This is a genomic window from Streptomyces sp. NPDC002209 (genome assembly GCF_042890265.1).
Taxonomy (GTDB): Bacteria; Actinomycetota; Actinomycetes; order Streptomycetales; family Streptomycetaceae; genus Streptomyces.
The window spans coordinates 289,535-303,231 of the sequence record NZ_JBIARX010000002.1; the positions used below are offsets into that span (position 1 = coordinate 289,535).

Annotated in this window: 8 protein-coding genes and 1 pseudogene; 2 read left to right on the top strand and 7 right to left on the bottom strand. The window is 71.7% G+C overall.

What is annotated here, in order from left to right; all coding sequences use genetic code 11:
* Window positions 1-60: 60 nt before the first annotated feature.
* Together ACFYXK_RS06235 and pta are read right to left on the bottom strand one after the other, a co-directional pair.
* Window positions 61-1,278: an acetate kinase gene (locus tag ACFYXK_RS06235; RefSeq protein WP_389410036.1), complete on the bottom strand. Its 1,218-nt coding sequence runs from the start codon at window positions 1,276-1,278 to the stop codon at window positions 61-63.
* A 61-nt stretch (window positions 1,279-1,339) separates the two neighbouring features.
* Complete coding sequence (pta, locus tag ACFYXK_RS06240) at window positions 1,340-3,424, bottom strand: phosphate acetyltransferase (RefSeq protein ID WP_389410037.1); 2,085 nt, start codon at window positions 3,422-3,424, stop codon at window positions 1,340-1,342.
* 309 nt (window positions 3,425-3,733) lie between these two features.
* Here pta and ACFYXK_RS06245 point away from each other — a divergent pair, with 309 nt between their 5' ends.
* Complete coding sequence (locus ACFYXK_RS06245; RefSeq protein WP_389410038.1) at window positions 3,734-4,759, top strand: ATP-dependent 6-phosphofructokinase; 1,026 nt, start codon at window positions 3,734-3,736, stop codon at window positions 4,757-4,759.
* Window positions 4,760-4,821: 62 nt separating this feature from the next.
* On the opposite strand, the gene ACFYXK_RS06250 is transcribed toward ACFYXK_RS06245, so the two are convergent.
* Window positions 4,822-5,505: a helix-turn-helix domain-containing protein gene (locus ACFYXK_RS06250; protein ID WP_389410039.1), complete on the bottom strand. Its 684-nt coding sequence runs from the start codon at window positions 5,503-5,505 to the stop codon at window positions 4,822-4,824.
* A 337-nt stretch (window positions 5,506-5,842) separates the two neighbouring features.
* Between ACFYXK_RS06250 and ACFYXK_RS06255 the strand changes: the two are divergent.
* Window positions 5,843-6,025, top strand: a pseudogene (locus ACFYXK_RS06255) (thioredoxin family protein); the annotation flags it as partial.
* Here the strand turns inward: ACFYXK_RS06255 and glgB are convergent.
* The 4 genes from glgB to ACFYXK_RS06275 all read right to left on the bottom strand — a co-directional run bounded on the left by glgB (window position 6,015) and on the right by ACFYXK_RS06275 (window position 13,696).
* Entirely contained in the window at window positions 6,015-8,336 is a 2,322-nt protein-coding gene (gene glgB, locus ACFYXK_RS06260) for a 1,4-alpha-glucan branching enzyme (RefSeq protein ID WP_389410040.1), read from the bottom strand. The pseudogene ACFYXK_RS06255 and the gene glgB overlap by 11 nt on opposite strands.
* Complete coding sequence (locus tag ACFYXK_RS06265) at window positions 8,333-9,856, bottom strand: maltokinase (protein WP_389410041.1); 1,524 nt, start codon at window positions 9,854-9,856, stop codon at window positions 8,333-8,335. The genes glgB and ACFYXK_RS06265 overlap by 4 nt, the downstream gene beginning before the upstream one ends.
* Window positions 9,857-10,010: 154 nt before the next feature.
* Entirely contained in the window at window positions 10,011-11,705 is a 1,695-nt protein-coding gene (treS, locus tag ACFYXK_RS06270; protein WP_389410042.1) for a maltose alpha-D-glucosyltransferase, read from the bottom strand.
* Window positions 11,702-13,696, bottom strand: coding sequence for a maltotransferase domain-containing protein (locus ACFYXK_RS06275; RefSeq protein ID WP_389410043.1), 1,995 nt, complete (start codon window positions 13,694-13,696; stop codon window positions 11,702-11,704). Before ACFYXK_RS06275 ends, treS begins: the two co-directional genes overlap by 4 nt.
* Window position 13,697 lies beyond the last annotated feature (1 nt).

Genomic DNA, 13,697 nt, shown 5'->3' on the forward strand with positions numbered 1-13,697 from the left:
ACTGGATCCTATCGGTTTGTTTCGTAGCGGAATATTCCGTCTGGTGGAAAGTCCAAGTGACTACTGAGTAACGAGGGCGTACGCCTGGGTGGCGATCTCCAGTTCCTCATCCGTCGGGACCACGGCCACCGCCACCCGCGCGGACTGCGGCGACACCAGGCGCGGCTCCGGGGAGCGCACCGCATTGGCCTCCGGGTCCAGGACGAGCCCCAGCTCCGCGAGGCCGTCCACGGCAGCTTCCCGGACCTGGTGCGCGTTCTCGCCGACCCCGGCCGTGAAGACCACCGCGTCCACCCGGCCGAGCACCGCCGAGTAGGCGCCGATGTACTTCTTCAGGCGGTGGACGTACGCCGCGAAGGCGAGCCGCGCCGACTCGTCGCCCTCGCCCGCCCGCCGCAGCACCTCGCGCATGTCGTTGTCGCCGCACAGGCCCAGCAGACCGCTCTTCTTGTTCAGGAGCGAATCGATCTCATCCACCGAGAAGCCGCCCACCCGCGCCAGGTGGAAGACGACCGCCGGATCCAGGTCGCCCGAACGGGTGCCCATGACCAGACCCTCCAGCGGGGTCAGGCCCATGGACGTCTCCACGCACACCCCGCCCCGGACCGCCGAGGCCGAGGCCCCGTTGCCCAGGTGCAGCACGATCACGTTCACGTCCTCCACCGGCCGGCCGAGCAGCCGAGCCGTCGCCCGCGAGACGTACGCGTGGGAGGTGCCGTGGAACCCGTACCGCCGGATGGCGTACTTGTCCGCCGTCGCGGCGTCGATCGCGTACCGCGCCACGTGCTCCGGCATCGTCGAGTGGAACGCCGTGTCGAAGACCGCCACCTGCGGGAGGTCCGCGCGCAGCGCGCGGGCCACCTCGATGCCGGTCACGTTCGCCGGATTGTGCAGCGGGGCCAGCGGGATCAGGCTCCGGATCTCCGCCAGCACCTCGTCGTCGATCACCGTGGGCTGGGTGAACCGGGTCCCGCCGTGCACCACCCGGTGCCCGACGGCGGCCAGTTCGGGGGAGTCCAGGCCCAGCCCGTCGGCGGCGAGCTCCGCCGCGACGGCCCGGAGCGCGGCCCCGTGGTCCGCTATCGCGCCGAGCCGCTCGCGCTTGCCGCCGCCCGCGCCCGGACCGGTGAGCGGCTCGTGCACGAGCCGCGAGGTCTCCTCGCCGATCCGCTCCACCAGGCCGACGGCGAGGCGGGCGCAGTCCGCCATGTCGAGCAGCTGGTACTTCACCGACGAGGAGCCGGAGTTGAGGACGAGTACGCGCGATGCGGTGGTCACGATGAGGGTCTTTCCTTCGGGGTGAGGGCTCGGTGGCGGGGCCGGACGGGCTGTGCGGGGGTCAGGCGGTGGGGGCCGGGGCACCCTGCGCCTGGATCGCGGTGATCGCCACGGTGGTGACGATGTCCTGCACCAGCGCGCCGCGCGAGAGGTCGTTGACCGGCTTGCGCAGGCCCTGGAGCACCGGGCCGACCGCGACGGCGCCCGCCGAGCGCTGCACGGCCTTGTACGTGTTGTTGCCCGTGTTGAGGTCGGGGAAGATCAGCACGCTCGCCCGGCCGGCCACGTCGGACCCGGGCAGCTTCGTCGCGGCGACCGAGGGCTCGACGGCGGCGTCGTACTGGATCGGGCCCTCGACGGCCAGGTCGGGGCGATGCTCGCGGACGATCTCGGTGGCCTTGCGGACCTTGTCCACGTCCGCGCCGGAGCCCGAGGTGCCGGTCGAGTACGAGAGCATCGCGATCCGCGGCTCGACGCCGAATGCGGCCGCGGTCGCCGCCGACTGGATGGCGATGTCGGCGAGCTGATCGGCGCCCGGGTCCGGGTTGACCGCGCAGTCGCCGTAGACGAGGACCCGGTCGGCCAGGCACATGAAGAAGACCGAGGAGACGATCGAGGCGTCGGGCTTCGTCTTGATGATCTCGAAGGCGGGGCGGATGGTCGCGGCGGTGGAGTGCACCGAGCCCGAGACCATGCCGTCGGCGAGCCCCTCCTGGACCATCAGGGTGCCGAAGTAGTTCACGTCGGTGACCACGTCGAGGGCCAGCTCGACGGTCATGCCCTTGTGGGCGCGGGCCTGCGCGTAGTACTCGGCGAAACGTTCCCGCAGCGGGGAGGTCGCCGGGTCGATCAGCTGCGCGCCGGAGATGTCGACGCCCAGGTCGCCGGCCTTCTTCAGGATCGCCTGCTCGTCGCCCAGCAGGGTCAGGTCGCAGACCCCGCGGCGCAGCACCACGTCCGCGGCGCGCAGCACGCGCTCCTCGCCGCCCTCGGGCAGCACCACCCGGCGGCGCTCGGAGCGGGCCCGCTCCAGCAGCTCGTGCTCGAACATCATCGGTGTGACCCGCTCGGAGCGGGCCACCGACAGCAGCCCGCGCAGCTCGGCGGTGTCCACGTGCCGCTCGAACAGGCCGAGCGCGGTCTCCAGCTTGCGCGGGGTCGCGGAGTTCAACCGGCTCTGCAGCGAGAACAGTTCGGCGGCGGTCGGGAAGCTGTTGCCGGCCACCGAGACCACCGGGGTGCCCGGCGCCAGCTTCGAGGCCAGCGTCAGGATGTCGGGGCCGGGACGCTCGTTCAGGGTCAGCAGCACACCGGCGATCGGCGGGGTGCCCGAGGCGTGTGCGGCCAGCGCCCCGATGACCAGGTCGGCGCGGTCCCCGGGGGTGACGACCAGGCAGCCGGGGGTCAGGGCGTTCAGGAAGTTCGGCAGCATGGCGCCGCCGAACACGAAGTCCAGGGCGTCGCGGGCCAGCCCGGCGTCGTCGCCGAGGAGCACCTCGCCGCCGAGCGCCCGGGTGATCTGGGCGACGGTCGGGGCGGAGAGCGACTTGTCGTCCGGCAGCACGTAGCAGGGGACGGGCAGGCGGGCGGCCAGCCGCTCGGCTATGGCGTCGCGGTCCTCGGCGGCCACCCGGTTGACCACCATCGCGACGACGTGGCAGCCCAGGCTCTCGTACGCGCGGAACGCGCTCTGGGCCTCGGCGCGCACGGCCTCGGCGGGGTGCTTGGTGCCTCCGACGACGGGCACCACGACGGCCCCCAGCTCGTTGGCGAGGCGGGCGTTCAGCGCGAGCTCGTCGGGGAGGTTCGTCTCGGCGTAGTCGGTGCCGAGGACGAGCATGACCTCGTAGTCGCGGGCCACCCGGTGGTAGCGGTCCACCAGGCGCGAGACCAGCTCGTCGGTGCCCTTCTCGGCCAGGATGGCGGAGGCCTCGTGGTACTCCATGCCGTAGGCCGCCCGGGCGTCCTGGTCGATCCGGTAGCGGGCCTTCAGCAGGTCGAAGAGCCGGTCCGGTCCGTCGTGCAGCAACGGGCGGTAGACCCCGACCCGCGCCGTCTGGCGGGTCAGCAGCTCCATGATCCCCAGCTCGACGACCTGCCGGCCGTCCCCCCGCTCGATACCGGTCACGTACACGCTGCGCGTCACGCGTGCTCTCCGTCCCATGGTCTGGATGTGGGTGCCGCCCGCCGGGCCGGCGGGCGGCACCGAGTCGATATTCCCCGATAGGGTGGGCTTGACCTCTTGACAATACCTCGGCGGGCAGATAGGGCGCCCGCCGGGAAAAGGGCTGTCCGGAGGGGTCGAAAGGCCTGGTGGGCGGAGCACCACAGGACGCGCCGCATCCCCGGCCCGTGGAACAATCGGACAGGGCTTCACCAATACGCCCTTCAGATGTACGGCTGTCCGCCCCCACGCGTACGGCCCGGTACGACCAGGAGCAGGAGACACAGCACGATGCGTATCGGAGTTCTCACCGCAGGCGGCGACTGCCCGGGCCTGAACGCTGTCATCCGTTCGGTCGTGCACCGTGCCGTGGTCGGCCACGGCGACGAAGTCATCGGCTTCGAGGACGGCTTCAAGGGCCTCCTGGACGGCCACCACCGGCCCCTCGACATCAACGCCGTCAGCGGCATCCTCGCGCGCGGCGGCACGATCCTCGGCTCGGCCCGCATGGAGCGCGCACGGCTGCACGAAGCCGCCGAGAACGCGCAGGAATTGGCGACGCGCTACGGCATCGACGCCCTCATCCCGATCGGCGGCGAGGGCACCCTGACCGCCGCGCGGATGCTGTCGGACGCCGGGATGCCGGTCGTCGGCGTGCCGAAGACCATCGACAACGACATCTCCTCCACCGACCGCACCTTCGGCTTCGACACCGCCGTCATGGTCGCCACCGAGGCCATCGACCGCCTCAAGACCACCGCCGAATCGCACCAGCGCGTGATGGTCGTCGAGGTCATGGGCCGGCACGCGGGCTGGATCGCCCTGGAGTCCGGCATGGCCGGCGGCGCCCACGGGATCTGCCTGCCGGAGCGCCCCTTCGAGGTCGACAGCCTGGTGAAGATGGTGGAGGAACGATTCTCCCGCGGCAAGAAGTTCGCCGTCATCTGCGTCGCGGAGGGCGCGCACCCCGCCGAGGGCTCGATGCCGTACGAGCGGGGCGCGATCGACGCCTACGGCCACGAGCGCTTCGCCGGCATCGGCAACCGCCTCGCCACCGAGCTGGAGCACCGCCTCGGCAAGGAGGCCCGCCCGGTCATCCTCGGCCACGTCCAGCGCGGCGGCGTCCCCACCGCGTACGACCGGGTCCTGGCCACCCGCTTCGGCTGGCACGCGGTGGAGGCCGTCCACCGCGGCGACTTCGGCAACATGACCGCCCTGCGCGGCACCGACATCGTGATGGCCCCGCTGGCCCACGCGGTCACCGAACTGAAGACGGTCCCGGAGGGGCGCATGTACGAGGCCGAGTCCGTCTTCTGACCCGGCCCCGGACCCCCGCCCCGCCCGGGGCGGGACCTCCGGCATGATCCACAAGACACCCCCTAGCGGGTGCCGCCCGCGAAGGCCCAGAAGTGGGCCACGATGTCGGCCAGGAACTCCCGGCCCGCATCCCCCGCGCCGGCCGCGCCCGAGGCGCCGCCCCAGCTCAAGGTGGCCACCATCTTCGACTGGTAGTCCGCGTGCAGCTGCTCCAGCACCGGCTCCAGGTGCTGCTTGGGCACCGGGAGCAGCTTGGCCAGCGGTTTCACGTACGCCTGCCAGCGCGTGGTCACCGCATTGCGCAGCAGCTCGGCGAGCTCGTCCTGCTTGCCGGTCGCCGCCACGAACTGGGCCAGCGACAGCCCGAGCACCTGCGCCAGGGCCACGGACTGCCGTTCGTTGCCCTTCCAGCGCCCGGTGTCCTCCATCTTCTGGTACGCACCCGTCTCCAGCCCGATCCGCCGGGCCAGCTCGTCCGCGGCCATACCGCGGGCCATCCGGTGCTCCCGCAAGGTCACGGGCTCGGCGAGCAGCTCGCCCGGGGCGCACCAGAGCACGCCCGCGAGCGCCGTGAGCTCTGCGGAGCTGGGCGATATCTCGCCACGCTCCCACGCCATCACGGTCTCGGGCTCGACGATCAGTCCGTACTGGGCGCGCAGGCCATAGGCGACATGACCGGGAGCCATGCCCAGGGCTGCGCGGAGGCGACGCGCGGCGGGGGCATTGAAGGGAGGGCTGGAGTGCACAGGGCACACCGTAGGAGTGCCCAAGGGGTGGCGACTACAGACCGTTCAAACAAGCCCAGAACTCGTAGGAAAGTCCTATGGAGTTCGGCGCTTTGGCCGGGTTTCCCTGCGACCGTCCGGTAATCGGACCATTTCTAGATCCATTGGCAAGCGTACGGTTCCGGCCAGCCGTTGCGATACCCCTGCGCACGATCTCCACGGATCTCCACCGATCTCCCGCACCCCTCGTGAACCGGCCGCCCTCCCCGCACGTGATCCATATCGGGGGCCCTCGCATACGGGGGTGGCGAGGGCCCCACCCCTCACCCCGAAGCCGCTCCTTGCCTTGACGTACGAGGTCGTGCAGATCGACGCGGACAGCAACCCCGCCGCCGTCGTCCGGTGCGGGGCGCTGTCCATGCCGACCCCGCTCGTCTTCCAGGGCGGCGAGCCCGTCAAGCAGATGGCCGGCGCCCGCGCCGAGCGCAGGCTGCTTCAGGAGCTCGAGGACGTTATCGGGGCCACCGGCGTCACGGCCTGAGCCAGACCGTCGCCAGGGGCGGGAGGGTCATGCGCAGGCTCGCCGGACGGCCCTGCGCGGGCACGGGCTCGGGCCGCAGGGGCTGCAGATGGCGTACGCCGCTGCCGCCGTACTGCTCCAGGTCCGTGTTCAGGACCTCCCGCCACCACGGCACCTCCTCCGGGACGCCGATCCGGTAGCCGTGCCGCACCACCGGCGAGAAGTTCGACACGCACAGCAGGGGCGAGCCGTCCTGCGCGTAGCGCAGGAACGCGAAGACGTTGTCCTCCGCCGCGTCCGCCTCCACCCAGGCGAAGCCCTCCGGCACCGTGTCCCGCTCCCACAGCGCGGGCGCCGCCGCGTACGTGTGGTTCAGGTCGCGCACCAGGTCGCGTACGCCCCGGTGGTCGCCGGCCGCCGAGTACGAGGAGTCCAGCAGCCACCAGTCCGGCCCGTGCGCCTCCGACCACTCCGAACCCTGGGCGAACTCCTGTCCCATGAACAGCAGTTGCTTGCCCGGATGGGCCCACATGAAGCCCAGGTACGCGCGGTGTATGGCCCGCTGCTGCCACCAGTCCCCGGGGATCTTCGACACCAGCGAGCCCTTGCCGTGCACCACCTCGTCGTGCGAGATCGGCAGCACGTAGTTCTCGCTGTACGCGTAGATCATCCCGAACGTCATGTCGTGGTGGTGGTACTTGCGGTGCACCGGGTCCTTCGTCGCGTACCGCAGGGTGTCGTGCATCCAGCCCATGTTCCACTTCAGCCCGAAGCCGAGCCCGCCCCCGTCCGTCGGCCGGGTCACGCCCTCCCAGGCCGTGGACTCCTCCGCGATCGTCACCACGCCCGGACAGCGCCGGTACACCGTCGCGTTCATCTCCTGGAGCAGCGCCACCGCGTCCCAGTTCTCCCGCCCGCCGTGCTCGTTCGGCGCCCACTCGCCCTCGCCGCGCGAGTAGTCCAGGTAGAGCATCGAGGCCACCGCGTCCACCCGCAGCCCGTCCACGTGGAACTCCTGGCACCAGTACACGGCGTTGGCGACGAGGAAGTTGCGGACCTCCTTGCGGCCGTAGTCGAACTCCAGCGTCCCCCAGTCCGGGTGCGCGGCCCGCCGCGGGTCGTGGTGCTCGTACAGCGGCCGCCCGTCGAACTCCGCGAGCGCCCACTCGTCGCGCGGGAAGTGCGCGGGCACCCAGTCGACGATCACCCCGATCCCCGCCTGGTGCAGCGCGTCCACCAGCAGCCGGAAATCGTCCGGGCTGCCCATTCTCGACGTCGGCGCGTAGAACCCGGTGACCTGGTAGCCCCACGAGCCGCCGAAGGGGTGCTCGGCGACCGGCATGAACTCCACGTGCGTGAAGCCGAGCTCCTTCACGTACGGCGGGAGCTGCTCGGCCAGCTGTCGGTACGAGAGCCCCGGCCGCCAGGAGGCCAGGTGCAGCTCGTACACCGAGAACGGCGCCTGGTGCGTGGGGAGGGCGCCGCGCTGCGCCATCCACTGCGCGTCCTGCCACTCGTACCGGGAGGCGGTGACCACCGAAGCGGTGGCCGGCGGGACCTCCGTGTGCCGCGCCATCGGGTCGGCGCGCAGGGTGTGGCTGCCGTCCGGGCGGGTGATGTCGTACTTGTAGAGCGTGCCCTCGCCCACCCCCGGCAGGAACAGCTCCCACACCCCGGAGGCGCCCAGCGAGCGCATCGGGTACGCGACCGAGTCCCAGTACGAGAAGTCCCCGGTGACCCGCACCCCCTGGGCGTTCGGCGCCCACACCGTGAACCGGGTGCCGGCCACCCCCTGGTGCTCCATCGGGCGGGCCCCGAGCGCCGTCCACAGCTCCTCGTGCCGGCCCTCGCCGATCAGGTGCAGGTCCAGCTCGCCGAGCGCGGGCAGGAAGCGGTACGGGTCGTGCACCTCGAGCTCGTCGCCGTCGTACGCGACCAGCAGCCGGTAGTCCGGCACGCCGGTCAGCGGCAGCAGCCCCGAGAACAGCCCGTCGCCGTCGTCGAGGAGCTCGGCCCGCAGCCCCTTGGCGACGACCGTGACCGACTTGGCGTACGGGCGCAGCACGCGGAAGACCACCCCGTCCCGCCGGGTCCGGGCGCCCAGCACCCCGTGCGGGTCGTGGTGGCGGCCCTCCAGCAGCCGGGCGCGTTCCTCGGCGCCGAGCGCGGGCGCCGGCCGTACCCCGTGCGCGGGCGCCCGCCGGGCGCGCGGTGGCTGGGCCTTGCGCGGCGCCGCCGTGGCCGGAGCTCCGCGGCCCGGAGCGGCGGCCGGAGCCGGGGCCGGGGCCACGGACGGCGGGGTGGTGGAGGGTGACTGACGGGCGGGGCTCACGTGTGCGGCCTCCTAGGCGGCTGCGGGCGGGGGTGGGGGGAGCGGGAGGAGAAGCCTTCGCCGGTGCCGGGCCCGGGGCCCGGGCCGGGTCCCGCGGCGGCGTTGGGGCCGGGCCGGTGTGACTGCGCCGGGCGGGCCGCGGAACCGGGGCCCGGCAGCGCCCGGCCGAATCCCCGGTCCGCGCCGGAGGCGAGGCGCCGGATCGCCGCCATGGGGACGTGCAGCCAGTCGGGGCGGTGCCGGGACTCGTAACGCGCCTCGTACACCGCCTTGTCCGTCTCGTACGCGCGCAGCAGTACGGGGTCCTCGCGCGGGTCGCGGCCGGTGGTGCGGGCGTAGCCCTCGCAGAACGCGGCCCGGCAGGCGTCCGCCCAGGCGGGGGCGAACGGGCGGTGGGAGCGGGCCGCGTAGTCGAACGAGCGCAGTATCCCGGCGATGTCGCGGACGGCGGGTTCGGGGCGGCGGCGGTCGGCCAGCGGCCGGGCCGGCTCGCCCTCGAAGTCGATCAGTGCCCAGCTGCCGTCGGCGGTCCGCAGCGTCTGGCCCAGGTGCAGGTCCCCGTGGATCCGCTGCGCGGGCACCCCGGCGCCGCGGGAGGCGGCCAGCGCGTCGAACGCCCCGCGCAGTCCCGCCTCGTAGGGCCGCAGCGCGGGCACCTCGCGGGCGGTGGCCGCCAGCCGGGCCGTCATCCCGGAGGCGAGCCGGGACGTCTGCTCCGGGCCCAGCGCGACCGTGGGCAGGGCTGCGGCGAGCGCACTGTGCACCTCCGCGGTGGCCCGGCCCAGCGCGTGCGCCTCGGCGGTGAAGTCCGCCCCGGCGCCGAGCCGGCGCAGCGCGAGCTGCCAGCCGTCGTCGGAGCCGCGCAGATAGGGCTGGAGCACGCCCAGCGTCAGCGGCTCCGCGCCGGGCAGCTCGGCCTCGTACCAGGCGACCGGCGCGGGCACGCGGGCGCAGCCGGCGGCGGCCAGCGCCCTGGGCAGCTCCAGGTCCGGATTGACCCCGGGGCCGACCCTGCGGAACACCTTCAGGATGTGCGAATCCCCGTAGATCAGCGAGGAGTTGGTCTGCTCCCCGGACAGCGGCCGGGGGGTGAGCGCCGCCGGGATCAGCGCCATCGGGTCGCGGTCGAACCGCAGCGGGCCGAGGGTGCCGGGCGCGCGCAATCGTTCCAGCAGCAGGGCCGCCAGCCGCGGGTCGCCCAGCCCCTCGTACACGTACTGGCCCGCGTACGGGCCTCCCTCGGCGCGCCCGATCAGGGCGGGCGCCAGGGCCGGCGGCAGCGCGGCGCGGACGCCGAGCAGCAGTTGGTAGCAGTCGCCGTCGACGTCGAGGAGCAGGTGGACCAGCCTGGGGGAGGACCCCGGCGGCAGCAGATCGGCCGCCGAGATCATCCGGAGCCGGCCGATGCGCCGGCCCTTGCCGGCGAACCAGCGCTGGACCGGCAGCCAGTCCCGCAGCATCGGCTCCAGCGGACTGAGTCCGGTCGTGCTCGTCGTCCCGGCGGATGCAGCCTCCGACATGGCGTCGCGTCCTTTCCCCGGGCCGTCACAGAATGCGGAGAGTGTCCCGGATCGCGTCAGTGCTTCTCCGGTGGTGTACGAGTGTCGGGTCAGGATGATCCGTACAGGGGCGGGCGATTGACCCATTCGCGCCGCCCACCCCGTACTCGGCGGGCTACTCGTTGCGCAGGCGGAACCAGTAGAAGCCGTGCCCCGCGATGGTGAGCAGGTACGGCCATTCGCCGATCGGCGGGAAGCGCACGTCACCCGTGAGCTCCACCGGGACCCGCCCGTTGAACGACCGCAGATCCAGCTCGGTGGGCTGCGCGAAGCGGGAGAAGTTGTGCACGCACAGCACCAGGTCGTCCCCGTACTCGCGCAGGAAGGCGAGCACCGCCGGGTTGGACGAGGGCAGTTCGGTGTACGAGCCGAGGCCGAAGGCCGGGTTCGCCTTGCGGATCTCGATCAGCCTGCGGGTCCAGTGCAGCAGTGAGGAGGGCGATGCCATCGCGGCCTCGACATTGGTGACCTGGTACCCGTGGACCGGGTCCATGATGACCGGCAGGTTCAGCCTGCCCGGATCGCAGGAGGAGAAACCGGCGTTGCGGTCCGGGGTCCACTGCATCGGGGTGCGCACCCCGTCGCGGTCACCGAGCCAGATGTTGTCGCCCATGCCGATCTCGTCGCCGTAGTAGAGCACCGGCGAACCGGGCAGCGACAGCAGCAGGGCGGTGAACAGCTCCATCTGGTTGCGGTCGTTGTCGAGGAGCGGGGCGAGCCGGCGCCGGATGCCGATGTTGGCCCGCATCCGCGGGTCCTTGGCGTACTCGGCGTACATGTAGTCGCGCTCTTCGTCCGTGACCATCTCGAGGGTGAGCTCGTCGTGGTTGCGCAGGAAGATGCCCCACTGGCAGCGGTCCGGGATCGCCGGGGTCTTGGCCAGGATTTCGGAGACGGGATAGCGCGACTCTCTTCGTACCGCCATGAAGATGCGCGGCATGACGGGGAAGTGGAAGGCCATGTGGCACTCGTCCCCGCCCTTCGCGAAGTCGCCGAAGTAGTCGACGACGTCCTCGGGCCACTGGTTGGCCTCGGCGAGCAGCACGGTGTCGGGGTAGTGCGTGTCGATCTCGGCGCGGACCCGCTTGAGGAGCTGGTGGGTGCGCGGGAGGTTCTCGCAGTTGGTGCCCTCCTCCGCGTACAGGTAGGGCACCGCGTCGAGTCTGAACCCGTCGATCCCGAGGTCCAGCCAGAAGCGCAGGGCGGAGACGATCTCCTCCACCACGGCCGGGTTCTCGTAGTTGAGGTCGGGCTGGTGCGAGAAGAACCGGTGCCAGTAGTACTGCTTGCGGACCGGGTCGTACGTCCAGTTCGAGGTCTCGGTGTCGATGAAGATGATGCGGGCGTCCTGGTACTGCTTGTCGTTGTCGGCCCACATGTAGTAGTCGCCGTACGGACCGTCCGGGTCCTTGCGGGACTGCTGGAACCACTCGTGCTGGTCGCTCGTGTGGTTCATGACGAAGTCGATGATCACCCGCATGCCGCGCTGGTGCGCGGCGTCCACGAACTCCACGAAGTCGGCGAGGTCGCCGAACTCGGGGAGCACCGAGGTGTAGTCGGCCACGTCGTAGCCCCCGTCGCGGAGCGGCGAGGCGAAGAACGGCGGCAGCCAGAGACAGTCGACGCCCAGCCACTGGAGGTAGTCGAGCTTGGCGGTGAGTCCCTTCAGGTCCCCTACGCCGTCTCCGTTGCTGTCGTGGAAGGACCGGACGAGCACCTCGTAGAAGACCGCCCGCTTGAACCAGTCGGGGTCGCGGTCCTTCGCGGGGGTGTCCTCGAACGTGTCGTGGACGGGATCGTTGATCATCATGTGGTGGGTGACCCTCCGGTGGGCGGGGACGGTCGCAGGGCCGCCAGTACGTGCGCGGGCGTGCGGCCCGGTTCCAGGCGCACGTAGTTGGCCCTGCCCCAGTGGTAGGTCTCGCCGGTGAGCTCGTCGCGCACCGCGAGGGACCCGTGCCAGTCGAGGCCGAGTACCGGCATGTCCAACGAGACCGTCGCCTCCTGGGTGTGGTGCGGATCGAGGTTGACGACCACCAGTACGGAATTGGCGCCGGCATGCTTCGAATAGGCGATCACCTGGTCGTTGTCGGTCGTGTGGAAATGGATGTCGCGCAGCTGCTGCAGGGCCGGGTTGCGGCGGCGCATCCGGTTCAGGGCGGTGATCAGCGGGGCGATGGTGCGGCCCTCGCGGTCCGCGGCCGCCCAGTCGCGCGGCCGGAACTCGTACTTCTCGGAGTTCAGGTACTCCTCGCTGCCCTCCCTGACCGGGGCGTTCTCGCACAGCTCGTACCCGGCGTAGACGCCCCAGGTGGGGGAGAGGGTGGCGGCCAGGACGGCGCGCACCTCGAAGGCCGGACGGCCGCCCTGCTGGAGGTACTCGTGGAGGATGTCGGGCGTATTGACGAAGAAGTTCGGCCGCATGACGGAGGCGGAGCGGGTGTCCGCGAGCTCGGTCAGGTACTCGGTCAGCTCGGCCTTGGTGTTGCGCCAGGTGAAGTACGTGTACGACTGCTGGAAGCCGATGGCGGCGAGCGTGCGCATCATCGCGGGCCGGGTGAAGGCCTCCGCCAGGAAGATCACGTCGGGGTCGGACTTGTTGATGTCCGCGATCACCTTCTGCCAGAAGACGACCGGCTTCGTGTGCGGATTGTCCACGCGGAAGATGCGGACGCCGTGGTCCATCCAGTACCGCAGGATCCGGACCGTCTCCTCGACGATCCCGGCCATGTCGGTGTCGAAGTGGATCGGATAGATGTCCTGGTACTTCTTCGGCGGGTTCTCCGCGTACGCGATCGTCCCGTCGGCCCGGTGGCGGAACCACTCGGGGTGCTTCTCGACCCAGGGGTGGTCCGGGGAGCACTGGAGTGCGAAGTCGAGCGCGATCTCCATGCGCAGCTCGCGGGCGCGCGCGACGAAGGCGTCGAAGTCCTCGATCGTGCCGAGGTCGGGGTGGACCGCGTCGTGGCCGCCCTCGGTGGATCCGATGGCCCACGGCACCCCGGGGTCCCAACTTCCAGCCGAAAGAGTGTTGTTCGGACCCTTGCGGTACGTACTCCCAATGGGGTGGATCGGTGGCAGGTACACCACGTCGAAGCCCATCGCGGCGATGGCCGGCAGCCGGTCGGCGGCGCTGGCGAACGTGCCGCTCACGGGCTGCTCGCCGGGCTCGACGACGGCTCCCTCGGAGCGCGGGAACATCTCGTACCAGGAGCCGAAGAGGGCCCGCTTGCGCTCCACGACCAGCGGCAGGGCCTTGGACGCGGTGACCAGCTCCCGGTACGGGCGCCGGGCGAGCGCGGCCTGCACCGGGGCTGCGAGGGCGGCGGAGTACCGCAGCGACACCGGGCGGTCCTCGTCGCGCATCGCCTCGGCGGCGGCCAGCACGTGCTCGCGCCCGTCCTTCTTGGGGATCCGCGAGCCGGCCCGCTCGTAGAGCTCGGCGCCCTCGAGCAGGGTGAGCCCGGGGTCGATGCCCGCCGGGATCTTGATGGCGGCGTGGGCCTGCCAGGTGCCGAGGGGGTCGCTCCACGCCTCGACGGTGTACGTCCACCTCCCCTCGGCCTCGGCGCAGACCCGCGCCCCCCACCGGTCGGTGCCGGGCGCCAGCTCGCGCATCGGCACGGGGGGCCGCAGCCGCCCGCTGGGGTCGCGGAGTACGACATGGGCGGCGACGGCGTCGTGGCCCTCGCGGAAAACGGTGGCGGAGATCTCGAAGACCTCTTCCACGACCGCCTTGGCGGGTCTGGCCCCGCAGTCGACGGCGGGGCGGACGTCCAGCACGGGAATGCGACCGATCATG